This window comes from Actinoplanes sp. CA-131856 (genome assembly GCF_050956135.1).
Taxonomy (GTDB): Bacteria; Actinomycetota; Actinomycetes; order Mycobacteriales; family Micromonosporaceae; genus Actinoplanes.
The window spans coordinates 2,906,571-2,926,970 of record NZ_CP191849.1; the positions used below are offsets into that span (position 1 = coordinate 2,906,571).

Consider the following 20,400-nt stretch of genomic DNA (forward strand, 5'->3'; position numbering starts at 1 on the left):
GCTTCCGACATGGCAAGCCGTGCCAAGAAGCAGGTCGACGATGCTCGGCGCGGTGCTGTTCGTCTTCAGCGCCGGCTGGTTCCTGATCGGGCTGGGCCACGAGTGGGCCCACCCGGTCGTGGGCTGGCTGGCCTTGCCGATCTCGGCGGGGCTGGCCGCGCGGGCCTGCCTGCGGGTGGGGCGGCGGAGCGATCTGACCGCACCCGCCCGCGCCTTCTGGCGGCGGATCGGGCTGGCCTGCGCGGTGCTCGCGGCCGGGATCGTCAGCAACGCGATCGACGCCACCACCGGGCCGGGCGCGCCTTCCCGCTATGTCAGCCCGCTCACCTCCGTACTCCTGCTCGGGCTTCTGTTCTTCGCCCTCGGCGCGATGCTGCGGCTCACGTCCTGGCACCGGACCCGCCCCGAGTGGTTCCGGTTCGGTGTCGACGCCACCATCGTGCTGATCACCGTGGGCGTGCTGTTCTGGCACTACTCGCTGCGCCACATGTGGGCCGAGGGTGACCAGGCGGTGCTGCCCTTCCTGGCCGTGATCACGCTCGTGCTCATCTCGGCCCTCTCCATGATCAAGCTGTCGTTCGCGGGCTCCGGGCACCTCGACCGGGTGTCGCTGGGCATCATCACCGTCGGGGTGGCGCTCGCCGCGGCCAGCGGCAGCCTGGCGCCGTTTCTGCGGGACCGTCCCTATCTGTCGGGGACCATGCTCGCCGCCGCCGTGGTCGCGCTGACCGCCCAGCTCGCGGCCGAGCGCCAGCGCCGCGTTCCGGCACCCGGTCCGGCCGACCGGAGATCGGCCCGCCGATTCACCGTGCTGCCCTACGCGGCCCTCGCGGCGATCGACGTCACCCTGGTCGCCACCGCCGCCACGACCGAGGGTGAGCTCCTGCTGCTGGTGGTCTCCACGGTCGTGCTGGGCGCTCTCGTGGCGTCCCGGCAGGTGTCGGCCCTGCGGGAGAACAACCGGCTGCTCGACCAGCTGCATGACTATCAGAAGAAGCTCGACCACGAGGTGACCCACGACCCGTTGACCGGTATGCCGAACCGGACGCTGTTCACCTCGGCCCTCGCCGCGGACGGCCCGTTCCACGTGGCGCTGCTGGACATCGACGACTTCAAGGTGATCAACGACCGGCTCGGCCACAGCGCCGGCGACCAGATGCTGCGGACCATCGGGGCGCGGCTGTCGGCCGCGATCGGGCCGGGCGACGTCGCGGCCCGGCTCGGCGGCGACGAGTTCACCGTGCTGCTGACCGGCCGGACCGGCGAAGAGGCGGAAAAACTACTGACGGAGCTGCTTGAGGCCGTACGCCAATCGCTGGTCGTCGGTCGTTTCGAAATGACCCCGCGGGTCAGCATCGGCGCGACGGCCGCCGTCGACGGCGACACTCCGGAGGAGCTGCTGCGCCGCGCCGACGTGGCGATGTACGCGGCCAAGAGCCTGGGCGGCGACCGCTGGACCTGGTTCGACCCGTTCATGGACCGGATGGAGGCCGAGGAGGCCCTGCTCGGCGCCCAGCTCCAGCAGGCCATCGGCCGGGACGAGCTGTTCATGCTCTACCAGCCGATCGTCGAGCTGCCGCACGGGCGCTTCGCCGGTGTCGAGGCGCTGGTGCGCTGGCGGCACCCCGAGCACGGGCTGGTCTCGCCGGCCGTCTTCATCCCGCTGGCCGAGCGCACCGGTTCCATCGTCGAGGTCGGCCGGTGGGTGCTGGAGCAGGTGGTGCGGCAGGCGGCGGTCTGGCAACGGGAGTACGGCGAGCACGCGCCGGCCAAGGTGAGCGTCAACATCTCGGCCCGGCAGCTCCAGGAGCCGGGCTTCGTCGAGGAGTTGGCGGCCCTGCTGGCCCGGGAGGGCGTGGACCCGGCCGGACTGGTGGCCGAGGTGACCGAGACGGCGGTGCTCGGCAGCGGGGCCGCGCTGGACGCCGTGAAGGCGCTCAACGCCCTCGGGCTGCGGGTGGCGCTGGACGACTTCGGCACCGGGGCGTCGTCGCTGAGCCTGCTGGTCGACTGCCCGGCACAGATCCTCAAGGTCGACAAGTCGTTCGTCGACGGCGTGACGACGGCCAGTCCGCAGGCCGTGATCGTGGACAACCTCATCCGGATCACCGAGGGCCTGCGGATCGAGGCCGTCGCCGAGGGCGTCGAGACCGCCGAGCAGGCGGCACGCCTGCACCAGCTGGGCTACCGGCTGGCGCAGGGCTTCCACTTCGCCCGGCCGATGCCGGGGGAGGACGTGGCGCTGCTGTTCGGGACGGCCGCCGTCAGCCGGTCTGCTTCATAGCGCCCACCAGGGCCCGGCTGAGGATCGCCGAGGAGTAGGTGACCGTACCGGCCTTGATGCCCTCCGGGTCGTCATTGGTGCGGACCATGCGCGTACCCAGATAGGTGTAGTCCTTCTTGTCGAAGATCAGCTCTTGGCGCAGGCCGGCCTCGTCGACCCGGGCCAGCGCGATCCCGTGCCGGCCGGCCGCGTCGACGGCGTCGCCGACGACCAGCACGCCGGGGATCTTCGCGGCGGCCCGGTAGAGCGCCGGGTAGAGGGCAGCCGGCGGGTAGCTCTCGCCGAGCAGGTCGCTGATCGTGGTGAAGGCCTCGCTGTCGGGGCCGTTGCCCTTCCCCTGCGTCTCCGCGTAGATCTTGGCGAGAAGGGCGTCCGGGTCGGTCGGCAGAGACTTCAAGAGGTTGTACGACGGCGCGTTCAGATACGCGGCGACGTCGCTGTCGAGCGTCTCCCCGCCCTCCTTCTGGCCGATGCCGCTCTGGATGAGCCAGCCCTTGGCGCCGTCGAGCGACTGCCAGGTCTGCCGGTCGGAGACGGTCGCGACCGGGGTGCCGTCGGCGAGGTGCACGTCGGTGCTCCTGCTGCTGATGTAGACCCAGTCGCCGGCCGGGGCCGGCTTCTTGTCGCGGGTGGCGGCCACCAGCACCATCTTGTCGACGAGCTGGTCGAGGCCTTGCGGGCTGCCGGCCCGGGCGTCGGCGAACTGGGCGGGCTCGGTCACGGCGGCCGGCGTGGTCTCCCCGCCGGTGCGGGTGACGACGAGGCCGGTGACGCCGGCCGCGATCAGCACCAGCACCGCGGCCAGCGCAAACACCGGCCGTCGCGACCTATGGGTGGTCTCTTGCTCGATCAGGGTCATCAGGCGCTCCTTGTGGAACTCGTGACGTCCGGGCGGCAGGTCCCGCGAGGGCGGGGCCGGCACGGTCGGGTGCTCGCTCATCGGTGTCCTTCCGCGTTCCGGGTCGTGGTGAGGTGGTCGCCTGTTATCTGTCGCCCCGCGGCGGGGAGTTCCCGCCGGAGTTTCTCCCGGGCCCGCGACAGCCGGGACCGCACGGTGCCGATCGGGATGCCGAGCGCCGCGGCCGCCGACGCGTAGTCCAGGCCCTCCCACACGCAGAGCGTGAAGACCTCGCGGTCGGCCCGGGGCAGGGCGGCCAGGGCGGTCATGGCCCGGGCCAGCAGCCGCGCGTCGTCGATCCGGCTGTCGGCGGTGCCCGCGTGGTCGGGCACGACGTGGTCGAGCCGGGTGGCGGCGAGCGCCGCGGCCCGATAGCGCCGGTCGCTGCGGCGCAGGTTGCGGGTGATGTTGGTGGCGATGCCGAGCAGCCACGGCCGCAGCGACCCGCCGTCCTCCTCGACCCGTTCCCGCAGGCGCCAGGCCTGCGCGAACGTCTCCGACACCACGTCGTCGGCCAGTGCCCAGTCGGCCGTGAGCCGGTAGCCATGGTTGTAGACCGCCCGGGCGTGCTGATCGAACAGCTCGCCGAACGCCTCACGATCACCGGCCCGGATCCGGGCCCGCGGATCTGTCGTCATATGGATTGCCTGTCCGCCCGCCCACCTCGAGTTCCGTCCCCAGCTGATCTTTCTCCGCTGAGTTACATTGCCGGGCAGGATGACTCTGATCGACCTCGGCGACACCACCGGGGCGGACGCCCCGCCGGCGACCGCCCCGGTCGACCTGCCCCGCCTGGGCCGCATGGCGCTGGCCGCGCTCTCCGCGGCCGGCCTGCTGACCGTGACCGGTTCGGCGCCGCCCGTGCCGCCGGCGGTGCGCACCGTCTGGACGACGGCGTTCGCGCCGAGCGACACCCTGGCCGCGGCCGGCCGTACGGTCTACGTGCACCGCGACAACGAGGGCGCGACCGTGGTGACCGCCCACGACCTGGCCACCGGCCGGCCCCGATGGTCGGCCCCGGCCGGGGCCGGGCCCGCCAACAGCGGCGTGATCCCGGCCGGCGACGTGGTGCTGATTCCGACCCCGTCGTTCTCCGGCCGGCCGGGGCCGGGCGCGATCGTGCTCGACGCGGCGAGCGGGCGGGAGCTGTGGCGGTCGTACGGCGATGCCCAGCCCTCGGCCGCCAACGGTGACGTGCTGCTGGCCGAGACCGGCCGGGACGGCATCACCACGGCCCTGCGCCTGGTCGGGCTGCGCGACGGGCACGAGATCTGGAGACACCCGATCGCGCCGGCCGAGCAGTGGACCACGCTCACCGGGAACGGCCGGCCGTCGGTGATCGTCGCGGTGACCGCCCAGGGCGACGCCACCGTCTACCGCTACGCGGACGGCACCATCCTGCACCGCGACCGGATCCCCTGGAACGGCGTGTACTCGGCCGGCCTCGTCCCCGCCGGCCCGCACCTGATCGTGGTGCGGACCGCCTCCGCACAGACCGTGGCCACCATCTACCGCCCGGGCGACCTGCGCCCGCTGTGGCGGACCGGCGAGCTGATCGGATCGGTCGCCGGCTGCGGCCCGCTGATCTGCGCGGCCGGTGTGCGCGGCGTGACCGCCTACGACGCCGCCACCGGCCGGGAGGTCTGGCGGCGCGACGACAACTACGCCTGGGACGTCGGACAGGGCCGCCTGCTGCTCTCGGCGGCCGACGTCACCACGACGGTGCTGGCCGACACGGCCACCGGACGGACGATCGGACGGCCCTTCGACGAGCGGACGTCGCTGCTGAACGGCGGGGCCGGCTCGATGCTCCTGCTGCGGACGGCCGCGACACCGGACGGCCGGACCGGTGTGGCCCGGCTCGACCTGGCCACCGGCCGCGAGACCGTGCTCGGCGCGGTCGGCCTGCCCACCGCCGAGGACTGCCGGGGAACGCCCGGCTACCTGCTCTGCACGGGCGCGAACACTTTGACGGTCACGGCTGTCGGCTTACCCTCTCCAGAGGAGGTAGGCGACTGATGGTCATCTATCAATTCCACTGTGAACGCCACGGCCCGGCCGACGTCGAGGCGCCCCTCGGGCGGGCGCCGGGCAAACATCCCTGCCCGGAGTGCGGGAACGACTGCCGGCGGGTCTGGTCGGCGGCTCTTCTCGGACGGCGCGTCCAGGCGTCGTACAAACGGGAAATCGACCGAATCGAGCGAACAAGGGCGGAACCCACTGTCGTCACCCGGTTGCCGTAGGAGGCTCGCATGCCGGAACTCGTGTTTCCTCTCGACTCGACCAAACGGTTCACCGATCAGGCGCTGGTCGGGCACAACCGGTGGCATCCCGAAGTGCCCGCCGCCGTCCGGGTCAGGCCCGGCGACAGCTTCCGGGTGCACTGCCGCGAATGGTTCGACGGCGCCATCCACAACGACGACTCGGCCGACGACATCAGGGACGCCCCATTGTCGACGGTCCATGTGCTGAGCGGCCCGATAGCGGTCGAGGGAGCCGAACCGGGCGACCTTCTGATGGTCGACATCCTCGACGTGGGCCCCATCCCGCAGGAGGATTCGGGCCCGCTGGCCGGCCAGGGCTGGGGTTACACGGGAATTTTCGCCACACAGAACGGCGGCGGTTTCCTGACCGAGCAGTTCCCCGACGCGTACAAGGTGATCTGGGATTTCGCCGGCCAGACGGCGACCTCGCGCCACATTCCGCACGTGTCTTTCACCGGCATAGTGCATCCAGGATTGATGGGTACGGCTCCATCGGCCGCCCTGCTGCAGAAATGGAACCAGCGCGAGGGCGCCCTGATAGCGACCGACCCGAACCGGGTGCCACCGCTGGCCCTGCCGCCGGAACCGAATGACGCCGTGCTGGGCAGCCTCCCGAGCAGCGAATACGCCCGGGTGGCGGCCGAGGCGGCGCGAACGGCCCCGCCCCGCGAGAACGGCGGCAACCAGGACATCAAGAACTTCTCGAAGGGCACCCGTGTCTTCTATCCGGTCTTCGTGCCGGGCGCGAACCTCTCGGTCGGCGACCTGCATTTCTCCCAGGGCGACGGCGAAATCACCTTCTGCGGGGCCATCGAGATGGGCGGCTTCATCGATCTGCGGGTCGAAGTGCTGAAGAACGGCATGACGACGTACGGCGTCACGGAGAACGCGATATTCATGCCGGGAAATGTGGAACCGAGGTACAGCGAGTGGCTGGCCTTCTCCGGCACATCGGTCACGCTGGACGGCGAGCAGCGCTACCTGGACTCGCACCTGTCCTATCAGAGGGCCTGCCTGCACGCGATCGACTACTTGACGACGTTCGGATACACCCCCGAGCAGGCCTACATGATCCTGGGCGCGGCACCCATCGAGGGCCGCCTGTCCGGCGTGGTGGACATCCCGAACGCCTGCGCCACGGTCTATCTGCCCACGGCCATCTTCGACTTCGACATCCGCCCCTCGGCCAATGGCCCGGCCCGCATCGATCCGGGTCAGGGCGTGCCGCGCTCGTCGTTCTAGTCCGAGATCCGGCAGCACCGGGCGGGGAGTCGCCCTATCGTGGCGGCACATCACGGGGAAGGGGAACCACCATGAGCATGTCGTCACTGCTATGGCGAGCGGCCATCGTGGCCGCGGTCATCGCGTTGGTAGCGCTGTACTTCCTGTCCGGCCCGGCCGCCGATCCCGCAATGGCCACAAAGATCTACGTCGGCTGACCACCGCCCGCCGGGAGGTGCCCTCACCTCCCGGCGCGGCAATCAGAGGCCGGCCCATGGCGGACGTCCGACCGGCGGCCGGGAAGCCCCAGCCTCTAGCCGCCGCCGGGCACGGCGAACGCGTGCGGCTGCGTGCCCCTCCGGAGACGCTGTCGGGCCGCCGGTCGCGGGACACGCCGTGGCGGTTAGGGGGGTGCCGCACGAGCAAGCGCCCGCCGCCAGCAGGACAGGGATCGCGCGACATGCAGCCCGGTCGGCGCCGAGCGGTATTCGGTCAACAACAGGCGTCGGGGGCTCCCTGTCCGATCGTGGCGAACGGGATCGGGCAGCACGGCCGGCCCGCGCAAGCGACCAGGTCGTCGCAGCCGGCGGCCACCGTTGCCGTCAAGGTCGCGGCGATCACTTCCAGGTCGGCGATCTTGGCTTCCACCTCGGCCAGTTTGGCCCGGGCGCGTTCCTGCAATCCGACGTCCCCGCCGCCGTGCCGATGTGCTCCGGCGGCCAGCAGGTCGGCTATCTCGTCCAGCGTGAAACCCAGCCGCTGCGCTGCCTTGATCACCCTCAGCACGGTGACCGCCTCGGGCGGGTAGATCCGATGCCCGCCCAGGCTGCGCTCCGGCTCGGCCAGCAGGCCGCGCCGCTCGTAGTAGCGCAACGTCGGCAAGTTCACCCCGGCCGCCTGGGCGACCTGACTGCTGCGCAACCCGGTCGTCGTGGTCATGCCTCGACGGTAAACCTGTACCCAGGTACCGGATGCAAGCCCCTATTGTTCGATGGTGATTATCCGACGTGAACGGCCCGACGATGTCGACGCCATCCGCGCGGTCACGGCGGCCGCCTTCCGCGGCGCCGCGTACAGCGCCCCGCCGGTCGAGCCCGGCGGTGATCCGGGCGAGGCCACGCTCGTTTCCTGGCTGCGTGACGACGCCGGCTGGATTTCGGAACTGTCGCTGGTCGCGGTCGAGGACGACCAGGTCGTCGGCCACGTTCTCGCGACGCGGGCCCATGTCGAGGGGCGGCCCGCCCTGGGCCTGGGGCCGCTGAGTGTTCACCCTCGCCGCCAGCGGGCCGGCGTGGGCAGCGCCCTGATGCACGCTGTTCTCGGCGCGGCCGACGCGCTCGGTGAGCCCCTGGTCGGGCTGCTCGGCGACCCCTCCTACTACCGCCGGTTCGGTTTCGTTCCCGCGCAGCCGGTGGGGATCGCCTCGCCGGTTCCCGAGTGGGGTGACAACTTCCAGGTCCGGACCCTCAGCCGGTACGACGGCGAGACCGGCCGTTTCCGGTACGCCGCGCCCTTCGACCGGCTCTGAACCCTCACGCTCCGACGTGGATGAACGGGGCCCAGAAGAACGGGTGCTCGATGCCCGGCACCTCCGGCTCGTCGACGTCGGGGCCGATGTGCCTCGTGCGCGCCGACGGCGGGTCGTCGCGGCCGGCCTCGAGCTCCAGGGTCCGGTAGAGGTCGTTCGCCTCGGCCTCGGTCATCGCCCGGGTCTCGCGCTGAGCCCGGGCGAGCGCCACGCCGGTCGGGGCGCCGTCCAGCAGATGACGGTGCAGGGCGACCATCGTCAGGCAGGCGATCCGGTCGTGCACCGGCCACAGGGAGACGATCAGTTCCCGTACCCCCGCTCCTAGGAAGGCCCTGGTCAGCCCGACCACGTCGCCGGCCGAGCCGGCCCGGCCGCGTCCGCTGTCGCAGGCGCTGAGCACGGCCAGGTCGATGGTGGTGCCCAGGCCCATCAGGTCGGGCACCGTGAGGCTGTCGGGGCCGGCCAGGGCCAGCTCGGCGCTGTACGGCGCGCCCTCGGCCAGCGAGCCGTGCGTGGCCAGGTGCACCACGCGGGCCGTGACCATGCGGTCGAGCACCGCCTTGCCGGTCGCCTCCTCGCCACGCAGCACCTCCTGGCCGCGCAGACGGGCGATGGTCACCGCCTCGACCTCGGCGCCCGGCAGCCGCATGAGGTCGCGGTCGGAGGCATACGCCGGGTTGCCCACGATCACCGCGCCGGCGCCCAGTGCGGGCGCTGGGCCGGACGGCAGCAGCGAGGACGAGGGCAGGTAGGACACGTCGTGCTCGGTGGTCAGCAGGTCACCGCCGAACGGCAGGACATGCACGGGCAACACCGAGAGGCCGCCGTACGGCACCACGACCACCCGGCCGTGGTCGGCGAGCTCGGCCGCGAACGGCCCGAGCAGCAACTCGGCCAGCGGCCGGCCCAGCTCGAGGCGCAGGGCCGGGGGAGTGGTGCGGTCCTCGATCGCGCGGTGGAACCGGCGCACCGCCGCCGTCAGCTGCGGGGTCGGCGCGTCCCGCTGGACGACGCGGGCCGTGGTGGCCGTGACGGCCCAGCAGGTGAGCACGTCGTCGAAGGCGTGGCACTCGATCAGCAGCGTTCCCGGCCGGAGCCGGGCCTGGATCTCGGCCAGCGACGGCGTCTCGGGCAGCACGCGCCGGTGCCGCAGCTCGGGGGCCACCGTGATCATCTTTACCTCGGCCCGGTCGAGCTCCCGCTCGGCCGCCACCATCTCGTTGCGGCTCACCGCCGGCTCGCCGTCCTTGCGGGACCGGGCCAACCTCTCGACCGTACGCCCGAACGCGGCCCCGGCCCGCTGCCACTCGCGCACGGCCGACGCGACCTCCTCGCCCGCCGTGGCGGCCGGTTCGAGGAGGTCGAGCAGTGAGGCCCCGCGGCAGCGGCCGGCCAGCCGGAAGCTCTCGGCCGTCCGCCCGGCGGCGGCGTGTGCCCGCACCCCGGTGGCGTAGAGGCCGGCGACGGTGTTGTCGTCGGTCGCCATCACCCGCAGGACGTCGCGGGAGAGCAGGCCGAGGTGCTCCTCGAACCGGGCGACGGCGGTGACGGCGAGCTCGGCCGCCTGCTCGGCCCGGCCGACACCGAGCAGCGCCTCGGCGTGCCGGGCGGCCGGCTCCCACGGCCGTTCGAGGGTGGCCAGGTCCTCCGGCGGGGTCTGTTCGATGATCGCGAGGGCCTGCTCGTAGCGGTGCAGCCGGACCAGGAAGTTGGCCGCGATGTCGGGCGGGAAGCCGCCGAGGTAGGGCTCGATGACGGCCGCGGCCTCGTCCCGGCGGTGCATCGTGCCCAGCACCACGGCCTGGAGCAGCGGGTTGCCGAGCCGTTCGGCCTCGGCCAGCGCCGCGGTGAACAGCTCGCCGGCGACGGCCAGGTCGCCACCGAGCCGGGCGATGACGCCACGGTAGAGCGGCACCAGCACGGCCGCCTCGGCGATGGTGTCGCGCACGGGCGCGAGCACCTCGCCGGCCGGCTCCGGAAGCTCGGCCGGCGTGCAAGTGAGCAGCCACTCCAGCTGGTCGCGGACCTCGGCCATGGCCGAGGGGTCGCCGGCCGCGTTGGCGTCCCGGTTGGCGCGCAGCAGGCGCTCGGCCAGCCGGGCCCAGTCGAGGACGCTGAGCTCGCCGGTGGCCGCGGCCCGGGCCTCGGCCACCACGAGCATCGTCCAGACCAGGGCGGCCGGGCGGTAGTTGGCACCCACGTACAGCTCGCCGCGCTCCCGGTCGAACGCGGCCGACTCGGCGGCCGCGCCGACCCGCCCGCCGATCGCCTCGGCCACGGCCAGGGCGCGCTGGCCCAGCACCACGTCCTCGGTGCGCCAGCGCCCGGCCTTGGCGTAGGCCAGCCGGCACAGCCCGCGGGCGAACGACGAGCTGCCCACCGTGGTCGCCCAGTCGGCGACCCGGCCCGCGACGCGGTCGGCGTCGACCTGGCCGCCGTCGCGGATGGTGGCCAGCGCGTGCTGCACCAGGATCAGCGCGCGCAGCGCGCCGTCACCGGCCGCCTCGGCCAGCTCACCGGCCGAGTCCAGAAGGGACACGGCCCGGCCCGCATCGCCCGCGGCCAGGGCGAGCCGGGCCCGGCGCAGCGCGACGGCGGCGGCGCCCCGGCGCGATCCGGCCGCGGCGTAGAGCTGCTCGGCCGCCGCGTAGTGCTCCTCGGCCGCCGCCGGGTCGAGCAGGGGCGCGGGCCGGCCGGCGGTGCGCGGCTCGAGGTCCTCGTCGAGCAGCTCCGGATGGCGGGACGGGTGGGCCGCCCAGTCGCCCTCGGCCAGCCGGCAGGCGGCCTCGCCGACCTGGTCGCCCGCGATCTGATAGGCCGTGCGGGCCAGGTCGAGCGGGCCGCCGCCCTGGCCCAGGAGGCTGGCCAGGGCGTACGCGGCCGGAGCGATGGCCTCCGGTTCGCCGGTCTCCTGCACCCGCATGAGCACGTCGTAGGCCTCGGTCACCATCTGCGGGCCGAGGCCGCCGCCGTCCCGGGCGATGCTGCGCCGGCCCGGCAGCTCGGCCGCCACGTGCACGAACAGATAGGCGGCGAGGTCGGTGACCGGTGTGGCCTCGGCCGCCTCGGCCGGCACGACCAGGTGGGAGAAGTCGACGTCGTCGAGGCCGGCCGCGCCGGCGCCGCCCGGGAACCAGTTCAGGTCCTGCACGCGGGCCAGATGCCACAGCGCGCCGGCCACCGGCCCCGGCTCGGCCGCCTCGAGCAGCGCGAGCGCCCGCTTGGGCTCGCCGGCGCCGATCGCGGCGGCGGCGAGCACGAGCAGGTCGTCCGAGGCCTCGAAGGGGGCCAGGTCACGCCAGTCCTCGCGCAGCACCAGTCGCAGCAGCATCGCGGCCTCCTAGGTCTCAGTCCTCGCGGGGGATGAGCCCGGCGCGATAGGCCATCGCGGCGGCCTCGCCCCGGCTGGTCACGCCGAGCTTGGTCAGGATGTTGGACACGTGCACGCTCGCCGTCTTCTCGGCGATGAACAGCTGCCGGGCGATCCGCCGGTTGCTCGAGCCCTTGCCGAGCTCCTGCAGCACCTGAAGCTCGCGCCGGGTGAGACGGAACGGGATCGGCTCGGGATCGGCCTCGGGCGCGACCTGCTCGACCGGCTCGATCCGGGCCCGCCGGGCCAGGGCGCCGAGCTCGGCGAGCAGGCAGGCGGCGCCGAGCCGCGAGGCGATGCGGTGCCCGGCCCGCAGCGCCTCGGTGGCCGCCGCCCGGTCGGGGGCGGCGGTGGCGAGCAGCGCGTCGGCCCGGCGCCAGTGGCCGTAGGCGGCGAGGTAGGGGCGGTCGAGGCCGGTCCAGCCCTCGGCCACGCGGGCCCACTCGTCCGGGTCGTCGGCGCCGTCGGCCCGCAGCCGTTCGGCCTGGCAGCCCAGGGCCAGCAGCGGCACGTCGGGCAGCAGCGGGGCGTCGCCGCCCTCCGGCGCCAGCTTCGCCGCCCGCGCGGCCAGATCGCCGGCCGCCTCGCGCACCGCCGTGGCGTCCCGGCCGAGCGCGGCCAGCCGTTGCGCCTCGTCGGCCTCGGCCCGCAGCCCCAGGCCGTACAGCCGCAATTGCTGAAGTTGGTCCTCGGAGTCGCGGACCGCGAGCAGGCCGTCGGCGACCGCCCGCCGGGCCTCGCGGTGGTCGTGCCGCCAGATCGCGATCTCGGCCAGGCACGTGTGGATGTCGGTGCTGTACTCCGATTCGTCGAGGCGACGGGCCGAGCCGATGAGATGTTCGGCGCGGTCGAAACGGCCCCGGGCGATCTCCAGACCGGCCAGCAGCAGCCGCAGATAGAGCGTCGAGCGCGTCGGCAGGTCGTGGTCGAGCGCCTCGACGGCCGTCCGCTCGGCCTCGTCCCACCGGCCCAGCTCGGCCTGCAACGTGGCCGCGTTCGAGACCAGCACCCCGCCCGCCGTCCACTCCAGACCGAGGCGGCGCACGTGGGTTATCCCGTGCCGGGCCACCTCGAGGGCGTCGGCCCGGCGGCCGACGTTGGCCAGCACGAAGGTCAGGTTGACGTACGCCCGGTGCAGGTCGTCGAGGTGCCCGCCGGCCCGCGCGATCTCGACCGCCCGCCGGATGGCCGCGACCCCGCCGTCCGGGTCGCCGGTCATGGTCAGGCCGATGCCCATCGGGTTGAGGGCCTGCCCCTCCTCGGCCTCGGCACCGACCGCGCGGGCCATCGTGACGGCCTCGGCGCCCAGGCGCTTGCCCAGCGCGTACCGCCCGTTGCGCAGGTGGGTGGTGGCCAGATCGGCGTGGACCCGGGCCCGCAGCGGGGTGGGCGGGCCGTCGGCGAGCAGCGCGTCGGCCTCGGCGTAGGCCCGCAGCGTGCCCTCGCTGTCGCCGGTCTCCCAGCGGTAGCGGCCCAGCCGTTCGAGCAGGGCGGCGCGGCCGTCCCGGTCGCCGCCGGGCAGCTCGTCGAGCGCGGCCCCGGCCCGGGACAGCGCGCGGGCCAGGTCGCCCGCCCAGCGCGCCGCGTCCGCGGCCCGGCGCAGCACCTCGGCGTGCGGCGTGCCGCCGAGCGCCTCCGGATCGCCCACCTCGCCCCACAGCTGGAGGGCCCGCTCGTAGAGCCGGTCGCTCTCGGCGAAGGCGCAGGCGGTGGCCGCCTCGGCCGCGGCCCGCAGGGCGGTGGTGAAGGCCTGCTCGCGGTCGCCGGCCTGGAACCAGTGGTGGGCCAGCTCGCCGGCGGCCGCGTGCTCGCGGCCCAGCGCGGTGGCGATCGCGGCGTGCAGGCGCATCCGCTCGCCGGCCAGCAGATCGCCGTAGACGGCCTCGCGCACCAGGGCGTGCCGGAACGCGTACGAGTACGGCTGCGGGCCCTCGGTCAGCAGCTGCCGCGTGGTGCACTCGCGCAGCGCGGTCAGCAGCGACCGCTCGGGCAGATCGCAGGCGGTGGCCAGCAGCCGATGGCCGACATAGCGCCCCGCGGCCGCGGCCGCGCGCAGCACCTCCTGCGCCTCGGCGCTCAGCGGCTCGACGCGGGTCAGCACCATGTCGCTGAGCGAGGACGGCAGCCGGTCGCCGGGCTCGGTGGCGGCCGCGCCGGAAACCACCATTTCCTCCAGGAAGAAGGCGTTTCCCTCGGCGAGGGAAATGGCGCGTTCCAGCTGTACGGAAGTCAGCGATCCGACACTTCTCCCGAGCACGAATTGCACCGACTCGTCGTGATCGAATGGCTGGAGACGCACATGATCGACGCGACGGGACCGCTCGAATTCCACGATCAGGGGGCGCAGGGGATGACGCGGTTCGAGATCATTGCTGCGATAGGTGATCAATAACAGCAGCCGCTCGTCGGTGAGCATGCGGACCAGGAAGGCGAGCAGGTCGAGGGTGGACCGGTCGGCCCAGTGCAGGTCTTCGCAGACCAGCACCACCGGCCGGTCCTCACCCAGCCGGCGCAGCAGTCCCAGGACCCCCTCGAACATGTGGACCCGCGCGTCGGCGCCCTCGACGACGCCGTCGGCGGGCTTGCCCAGGAAGGGCGCCATCCGCGCCAGCGACGCCCAGGCGGGGCCGGCCAGACGGCGTACCTCCTGGTCACCGACGTCGCGGACGAGGGACCGCAGGGCCTCGACGACCGGCACGTACGGCAGATCGCCCGAGGAGAGATCGACGCAGGCACCCGACAGGACCCGGGCGCTCTCGCCGGCGCCGCCGGCGAAGGCGCGCAGCAGCGCCGTCTTGCCGACACCGGCCTCGCCGCCCAGCAGCACCGTGGAGGGGCGGCCGGCGGCCGCGGCGGACAGGGCGGCGTCGAGCCGGGCCCGCTCGCTCCGACGGCCCACGAGATCGTCACGTGAGGTCATCGGACCTCCCATTAACAGCGCCTTTGCCGGAGGCGAGCATATCGCTTTCCGGTGATCTAAGGCGTTCGCGGAGGCGTACTCGGGAATTCTCCCGATGTGGCGAACGGCGTCGTTCTGCGAATGTGTTCTACGGTCCCTCGACATCGATCAGGAGGAAGATCTCATGGCCGTGATTCGCGTCAACGGGTGCGACGAGCCGGTGCGGGTCGCCGTCGACCCGGACGATCTGGTCGACCGGCTCAACAGCGCCGCCGAGCTCGGCACCACCTACATCGTGCTGCCCGTCATCATCAAGCAGGACCAGGTGATCGGGCAGTACGTCATCCGGCCCGAGGCCGTCTCGACCATCCTCATCATCGAGGACGGCCGGAGCGTGCACATGGACAGTCCCGAGCCGGTTCACGACGGGGGCGACATCCCGGGATAGGTCAGATGGTCGCAGTCCGCCCGCAGCGCCACCGGCGCCGGTGATCGCCCGCCGGGCAGCCGGGTGGCGCTGTCCTCGCTGACCAGCAGGTCGTTGGGGGCGCGCAGGAACGCGAGGGCGGCGATGTCGCTGACACCGGGCAGGCGCAGGAGGCCGAGCAGCCGGCCGACGGTGGTGGTGCCGTCGTCCTGCTTGTCCAGGGCGGTGGCCGGTGTGGACGACGTGCCGGCCACCGCGAGGCAGGGGAGGCCCGGGTCGGGGCTCGCGGCCAGCTCGCGCAGCAGCTCCGAGCCGGGCCGCAACTGGTGGCCCGCCTTCGGATCGCCGCGCCGGCCCAGCGCCAGCAGGGCCGGCGGCACCGCGGGCGGCCAGGTCGCCGTGGTGAGCCGGTTGAGGCCGAGCGCCAGGGCCACTGTGGCCCATTCCGGCAGCCGGGGCCACGAGACACCGGCGTTCGGGGTGCCGAGCAGGGTCAGGTCGGTGACGACCCGGGCGCCGCCGGCCCGCTCGACGAACCAGCGGGCGATCAGGCCACCCACCGAGTGGGCGACCACGTGCAGCGGACGGCCGTGGCCCGCCTCGATCCCGGCGTCGGCCAGCGCGGCGGCCAGGGCGGTCGCGCAGGCCTGCACCTCGACATCGGGACAGGCATGGTCGAAGGTCAGCAGAAGCTCGCCCGCTTCCCCACCCGGCAGGTCCCGGGAGTCACCGGTCAGTCCTGGCACGAAGAGACGGATCGACGGGGCCGCGCCGGCCAGGTCGCGGATCCGGGCCGGATCGCGTTCGTACGCCACCATCCCGTCCGCGTCGCGGGTCGCGACCGCGAGCCCGCCCAGCGGCGCGGCGGTTCCCGGGTGAGGCGCGCTCAACCGCCGGAAGTAGACCCGGATCAGGCCGTCCGGCCCCGCCCCGGGCAGCCGCACGAGCCGCACCTCGGCCCCGCCGTCCACCGGGCGGGCGTCGCCCAGGGGCAGGAACAGGCCGTGGTCGTGGCCGATCGGCAGCAGCTCCTCGCCGTCGGCCAGCGCAACGCCGGCGCGCAGCACGAGCGGGGCGTCCGGGGTGACCACACGATGGTCGAAGCCCGCCGGAACGGCCAGCTCGAGAACGCCCGGACCGGCCATGCCGCTCTCCGTGACGATGAACTCGACCCGCCGCGCCTGCGGGCTGTCCCGCAGCAGCGGGGGCAACGCCGGGCCGCGCGCGTCCCGCGTGGCCAGGTCCTCGGTGGTGAGCCGGGCGTCCACCCCGGTCAGGTCGTCGTGCCCGATCAGGACCACCGCCGGCGCCAGCTCGGCCTCGCCGCCGGCCGGTGGCACCGGCACCGCCTCGCGCGGGCGTACCACCGTCACCTTGATCTCGCCGGTCGCCCAGTCGGCGATCGGCTCGCGCGCCTCCGGCTCGAAGTGGCGCAGCTGCACCCGGCGCAGGAGCCGGTCGAGCGTGCTCAGCGGCGGATCGAGCGCCCGGTTGAGGACCGCCCGCTCCAGCTGGGCCAGATCGGACTGGTCGAGCGTCGTCATGTCGGCGTCGTCGGTGGTCACCACGTACTTCACGATGTGGTCGAGGGTCACCACACCGAGCCGGGCGAACTCGTCGGGCACGCTGACCCGCAGGGGCAGGTCGTCGTTGGCCCACGCGCGCTCGCCCGGCGCCAGGCGCACCCGTCCCGACGGATAAAGCCCGGAGACGATGGAGTACGTCTCCGGCATGACCAGCACGCTGCAGTAGAGCGCCCGGTCGCCGGTGTTCTCCACCGAGATCTTGATGCGCGGCGGCCGCCACGCGCCGTCCCGGAACTGGTAGGCCAACCGGAGCTCGCCGTCGACCGGCAGCTCCGGCGGGTCGCCGCCCAGCGCCGCGATCTCGTCGCTCCAGTCGTGGATCCGGAGCCGGACGGTGTCGCCGGCCAGGGCGCTGCGGTTGCCCAGATCGGCCACCCGGCACCAGCGTGCGATGTGCTCCAGCGAGGCGACCGCGGTGTCGGCGCTGGTCAGGCGGGGCGCGACCGGCTGGCCCTCGGGCAGGCGCCGGATCTCGTAGCCGTCACCGGTCGCGGTCAGCCCGTACTCGGCATCGTCACCCGCCGCCTCCCGCACGAACAGGGACGGACCCATCACGTCACGCGCGGCCTGGAGCAGCGCGGCCGCACCGTCCAGGACGACCGGCATCCGGACCAGCGGCGACGCCGTCGTCACGGCCGTCCACACCTTCGTGCGGTCGGGCTGACCGGCGGCGGCCAGCTTCAGGTCGACCGCGCTGAGGCCGGGCTGGACACTGCGGACGACGGCCCGGCCGCTCGCCGCGGCCAGGTTCCGCAGCTCGTCGTCCGGCGTGCCCGGTGGGAAGAGCGCGAACGTGGTGGTCTCGGCGCCGTCCGGGGCCGGGACGCCGTGCACCGCGCCCGCGTCCACCACCCAGCCGAAGTCGTCGTTCCAGGAGACCGCGAAGTGCGGCGTCCGGCGCCCGGCCCCGCCCAGGAAGATCCGGTCGAAGTCGGCCACCTGGACCGCCTCCATCTGCGGGTTCTGATAGCGCACCCGGGTGCGGACCAGGGCCGCCGTACGGGTGAAGACCTCCCGGTAGGTGAGGTCACGCCCGGCCTCGGACAGGGTCTTGGCCAGGTAGTACGAGAAGACACCGCACTTGCGGGCGTTGACCCAGATCTCCTTGGCCTCCTCGTCGGACCGGCACGCCGCGAGCAGCAGGTGACGCCCCGGCGTCCAGCCCGAGTGGTCGCCGGCGGCCGCGCCGAACTTGACGATCTCGTCGGCGCCGACGATGAACGAGTCGACCGGGCGGGGACGCTCGTCGACCGGCGCCCGGCGCACGCCGGGGCCGGGCTCGCGGGTCCCGTTGGCCGAGTGGCACGCGTCGAGGACGACCACGACCGAGGCACCGGTCTGTGCGACCTCGTGGATGAGCTTGGCCAGCTCCTTGTCGGCGAGATCGCGTACCCCCGGGGTCCGGCTGTCGTGACAGACCAGGGTCTCGATCAGCATGTCCTGTTCGATCCGGGCGAACTCGGGCGGAGCCACGCCCTGCGACCCGTGGCCGGAGAAGGCGAACAACGCGATGTCGTCCGGCCCGGCCTGCCCGAGGTGGGCACGGAAGGCGGCGATCACCTCGGCCCGGGTCGCCTCGGCGTCGCGCAGCGTCCGCAGGACGAGCTCGGTGCCGCCCGGCGGCGCGGCGCCCGACTGGAGGACCGCGGCCAGGCGGTCGACGTCGTTGACGCACCCACCGAGCGTGGGCGCGTCGCTCGACAGATATTCGTCGATGCCGATCAGCAGAGCGAACAGCTTTCCCGCCATCTCGTCCTCCTCGGAGATGCCATCCTCGCCCACACCGGGCCGGGCAGGAACACCGTCACCCGGCCGGGACCGGGCCCGCGCCCGGGAAATCCCCAGGTGAAAGGCCTAAGGCCGCCGGTCCGGCGATATACGGCAACTGCCTGATGTGGCAAACCACCAGGTGCCGGAGCGTCGTTGTCAGTCCTTGCCCGGGCGGCCTGCGAACCCACGCCCGCCCGGGCATCGGAGACTTCGACGGAGGATCACGATGCGGACCTCAGGGGGCGGGCACCGGCCCGACCGACTGGTGAGCGCGCTGGAGACCATCGCGGCCACGGCCCGGGACGGCGCCGGCCATCAAGCGGCCGCCCGCGCCCTGGAATTGGCGGCCGACCTCACGGCCGATGACGGGCTGCGGGCCCGCTGGCTGCGCCGGGCCGCGGTCGACGCCCACCTCTCCGGCGACGAGCCCCTGGCCCGCAAATTGCTCGCCGCCGCCGACCGCGTCGAGCCGGCCACCGACAGCGCCGATCCTCGCGTGCCCACGGCCTACGCGTATGCGGTGGCCGGTCGCACCGGGATCGCCCGGGTGGCGATGCAGAACCTGCTCGGTGAGCTCCGGGTCCGGGGCTCGGTGCGGCACCTTCCGGCGGCGCTGGCCGTCGCCGCCTTCGTCGACCTTCAGGAGGGCCGCCTCGACGCCGCCCTCCGGCTGGGCGGCGAGGCATTGCTCCTCTCCGGGCTGGTCGGAGACGCTGGAGCGGGCCGTCGGGCCCGGCATGTGCTGGCTACGGTGAAGGCGATCCGCGGGGAGGTTCCCGCCCTGCCGCACATTTCGGACTTGTCGGATATTGGGGCCGGCCGCTGCTCGGCCATCGTGGCTCGTCACCGGCGGGACTGGTCCGCGTGGAGCGCCGACCTGCTGGAGGCCCACGTGCGCACCGGCTGGCGGCCCTCGGGCGAACAGACCGCCGAGCTGATCGACCGGGCCCGGGCCGCCACCGACCCCCTGCCGGCCGCGGTGGCGGCCCGGACCGTGGCCCTGGTCGCGGCCGAGGACGGTTACGCCGAATGGTTCGAGACGGCGCTGCGCCACCACGCCGCGACCAGGTGTCCGTTCGAGCTCGCCCGCACCCGCCTGGCGTACGGCGAGCGCCTGCGCCGGTCCGGGCTGCGGGTGCGGGCCCGGGCCCAGCTCCTGGCCGCCGTCGACCTCTTCGACGGCCTGGCCGCCACGCCGTGGTCGGCCCGGGCCCGGGCCGAGCTCTCGGCCACCGCGGCCGAACCCGGCCGCGACGCCGGCCACGGCCTCACCCCGCAGGAGTCGCATGTGGCCCGGGCGGTCGCCACCGGCCAGACCAACCGGGAGGTGGCGGCCGCCCTGTTCCTCAGCAGCAAGACGGTCGAGTTCCACCTCGGGAACATCTACCGCAAGCTCGGCGTGCGCAACCGGACCCAGCTCGCCCAGCGCTACCGCCGGGCGAGCTGAGCATGCTCAGTAGCTGTAGACGGCGCAGTGGTTGAAGCCGTACGGCAGGAACCAGCAGTGCCACGCCCTCAGGAAGGTGGCCTCGTCGACCACGGCCGCACCGGCCGCCGCGGCCATGTGCACCCGGCCGTCCGCGATCCGGTAGACCACCGGCCAGTGCGCGGTCCACCAGGAGCCACCGAGGGCACCCACGTCGACCAGCACGGGCACGGGCAGGCGTTGCGAGACGTACGCCTTGAGCGTGGCCCACTGGTCCTGCCAGCCGGCCGAGGCGAAACCCGAGTAGCCGACCGACGCGGTCAGCCCGTAGCTCTGCAGGGCGTCCCGGATGCGGCCGCCGCTGCTGCCCAGGCCGAACACCACGTCCGGCCCGAAGCCGCCGGCGATCACCGCGTCGATGGCCTGACCGTCGTCCCAGTGGCCGTTGGCCCCGCGCGGCAGGTGGTACGGGTCGCGGCCGTGATAGTCGGCGATCGTGGCGATCGCGGCCTGACCGCAGGTGTTCCAGTCGATCCCGGACCGGTAGTTCCGATAGGCGAACAGGGTCGTCAGCTGGTCGGCCCGGGCGGCGCCGTCACCCGGCGGCGGGATCGCCCCAGTGGCGGCCTGGGCCGGAGCCAGGTCGGCGGTCCACTGCCGGAAATCGGCCTCGAAGGGATCGACGGCGGTGGTCTGGACATCGGTCATGATGGTGCCCTTTCACTGG

Annotated in this window: 14 protein-coding genes and 1 pseudogene; 7 read left to right on the top strand and 8 right to left on the bottom strand. The window is 73.5% G+C overall.

The genetic code is table 11. The features are described from left to right. The first annotated feature begins 19 nt into the window (after positions 1-19). Positions 20-2,284, top strand: coding sequence for a putative bifunctional diguanylate cyclase/phosphodiesterase (locus ACQP2X_RS13860; protein WP_498696960.1), 2,265 nt, complete (start codon positions 20-22; stop codon positions 2,282-2,284). On the opposite strand, the gene ACQP2X_RS13865 is transcribed toward ACQP2X_RS13860, so the two are convergent. Together ACQP2X_RS13865 and ACQP2X_RS13870 are read right to left on the bottom strand one after the other, a co-directional pair. Next, positions 2,265-3,224, bottom strand: a complete 960-nt coding sequence (locus ACQP2X_RS13865; RefSeq protein ID WP_498696961.1) for a CU044_5270 family protein — start codon at positions 3,222-3,224, stop codon at positions 2,265-2,267. The two genes, ACQP2X_RS13860 and ACQP2X_RS13865, sit on opposite strands and share 20 nt — an antisense overlap. Continuing rightward, complete coding sequence (locus ACQP2X_RS13870) at positions 3,221-3,820, bottom strand: RNA polymerase sigma factor (RefSeq protein WP_498696962.1); 600 nt, start codon at positions 3,818-3,820, stop codon at positions 3,221-3,223. The genes ACQP2X_RS13865 and ACQP2X_RS13870 overlap by 4 nt, the downstream gene beginning before the upstream one ends. A 79-nt stretch (positions 3,821-3,899) precedes the next feature. Between ACQP2X_RS13870 and ACQP2X_RS13875 the strand changes: the two genes are divergently transcribed. From ACQP2X_RS13875 to ACQP2X_RS13885, 3 genes are all read left to right on the top strand, one after another. After that, positions 3,900-5,201, top strand: a complete 1,302-nt coding sequence (locus tag ACQP2X_RS13875) for an outer membrane protein assembly factor BamB family protein (protein WP_498696963.1) — start codon at positions 3,900-3,902, stop codon at positions 5,199-5,201. Positions 5,202-5,434: 233 nt separating this feature from the next. Beyond that, positions 5,435-6,688, top strand: a complete 1,254-nt coding sequence (gene fmdA / locus ACQP2X_RS13880; RefSeq protein ID WP_498696964.1) for a formamidase — start codon at positions 5,435-5,437, stop codon at positions 6,686-6,688. Positions 6,689-6,759: 71 nt separating this feature from the next. Continuing rightward, on the top strand, positions 6,760-6,885 hold the full coding sequence (locus ACQP2X_RS13885) for a hypothetical protein (protein ID WP_498696966.1): 126 nt from the start codon (positions 6,760-6,762) through the stop codon (positions 6,883-6,885). A gap of 274 nt (positions 6,886-7,159) precedes the next feature. Here the strand turns inward: ACQP2X_RS13885 and ACQP2X_RS13890 are convergent, their stop codons facing one another. Next, the gene (locus ACQP2X_RS13890; RefSeq protein WP_498696968.1) at positions 7,160-7,606 is read right to left on the bottom strand and encodes a MerR family transcriptional regulator; all 447 of its coding nucleotides are present in this window, start codon (positions 7,604-7,606) and stop codon (positions 7,160-7,162) included. Positions 7,607-7,658: 52 nt separating this feature from the next. Here ACQP2X_RS13890 and ACQP2X_RS13895 point away from each other — a divergent pair, with 52 nt between their 5' ends. Then, positions 7,659-8,195 (top strand): GNAT family N-acetyltransferase, encoded by a 537-nt coding sequence (locus tag ACQP2X_RS13895; RefSeq protein ID WP_498696969.1) that lies wholly within the window; start codon positions 7,659-7,661, stop codon positions 8,193-8,195. A 4-nt stretch (positions 8,196-8,199) separates the two neighbouring features. Here ACQP2X_RS13895 and ACQP2X_RS13900 read toward each other — a convergent pair whose 3' ends face one another. The 3 genes and pseudogenes from ACQP2X_RS13900 to ACQP2X_RS13910 form a co-directional block, all read right to left on the bottom strand. Continuing rightward, a complete protein-coding gene (locus ACQP2X_RS13900; RefSeq protein ID WP_498696970.1) occupies positions 8,200-11,526 on the bottom strand; it encodes a CHAT domain-containing protein in 3,327 nt (1,108 codons plus the stop codon). Between the two features lie 16 nt (positions 11,527-11,542). Continuing rightward, positions 11,543-13,822: a helix-turn-helix transcriptional regulator gene (locus ACQP2X_RS13905; RefSeq protein ID WP_498700933.1), complete on the bottom strand. Its 2,280-nt coding sequence runs from the start codon at positions 13,820-13,822 to the stop codon at positions 11,543-11,545. 192 nt (positions 13,823-14,014) lie between these two features. Then, positions 14,015-14,629: pseudogene (locus ACQP2X_RS13910) on the bottom strand (AAA family ATPase); the annotation flags it as partial. A gap of 19 nt (positions 14,630-14,648) precedes the next feature. Between ACQP2X_RS13910 and ACQP2X_RS13915 the strand changes: the two are divergent. Beyond that, on the top strand, positions 14,649-14,912 hold the full coding sequence (locus ACQP2X_RS13915) for a hypothetical protein (RefSeq protein WP_498696971.1): 264 nt from the start codon (positions 14,649-14,651) through the stop codon (positions 14,910-14,912). Here the strand turns inward: ACQP2X_RS13915 and ACQP2X_RS13920 are convergent. Then, positions 14,885-18,226, bottom strand: a complete 3,342-nt coding sequence (locus tag ACQP2X_RS13920) for a caspase family protein (protein ID WP_498696973.1) — start codon at positions 18,224-18,226, stop codon at positions 14,885-14,887. The two genes, ACQP2X_RS13915 and ACQP2X_RS13920, sit on opposite strands and share 28 nt — an antisense overlap. 247 nt (positions 18,227-18,473) lie before the next feature. Between ACQP2X_RS13920 and ACQP2X_RS13925 the strand changes: the two genes are divergently transcribed. Beyond that, positions 18,474-19,694, top strand: a complete 1,221-nt coding sequence (locus tag ACQP2X_RS13925; protein ID WP_498696974.1) for a helix-turn-helix transcriptional regulator — start codon at positions 18,474-18,476, stop codon at positions 19,692-19,694. 6 nt (positions 19,695-19,700) lie between these two features. On the opposite strand, the gene ACQP2X_RS13930 is transcribed toward ACQP2X_RS13925, so the two are convergent. Further along, positions 19,701-20,381, bottom strand: a complete 681-nt coding sequence (locus tag ACQP2X_RS13930) for a hypothetical protein (RefSeq protein ID WP_498696976.1) — start codon at positions 20,379-20,381, stop codon at positions 19,701-19,703. Positions 20,382-20,400 lie beyond the last annotated feature (19 nt).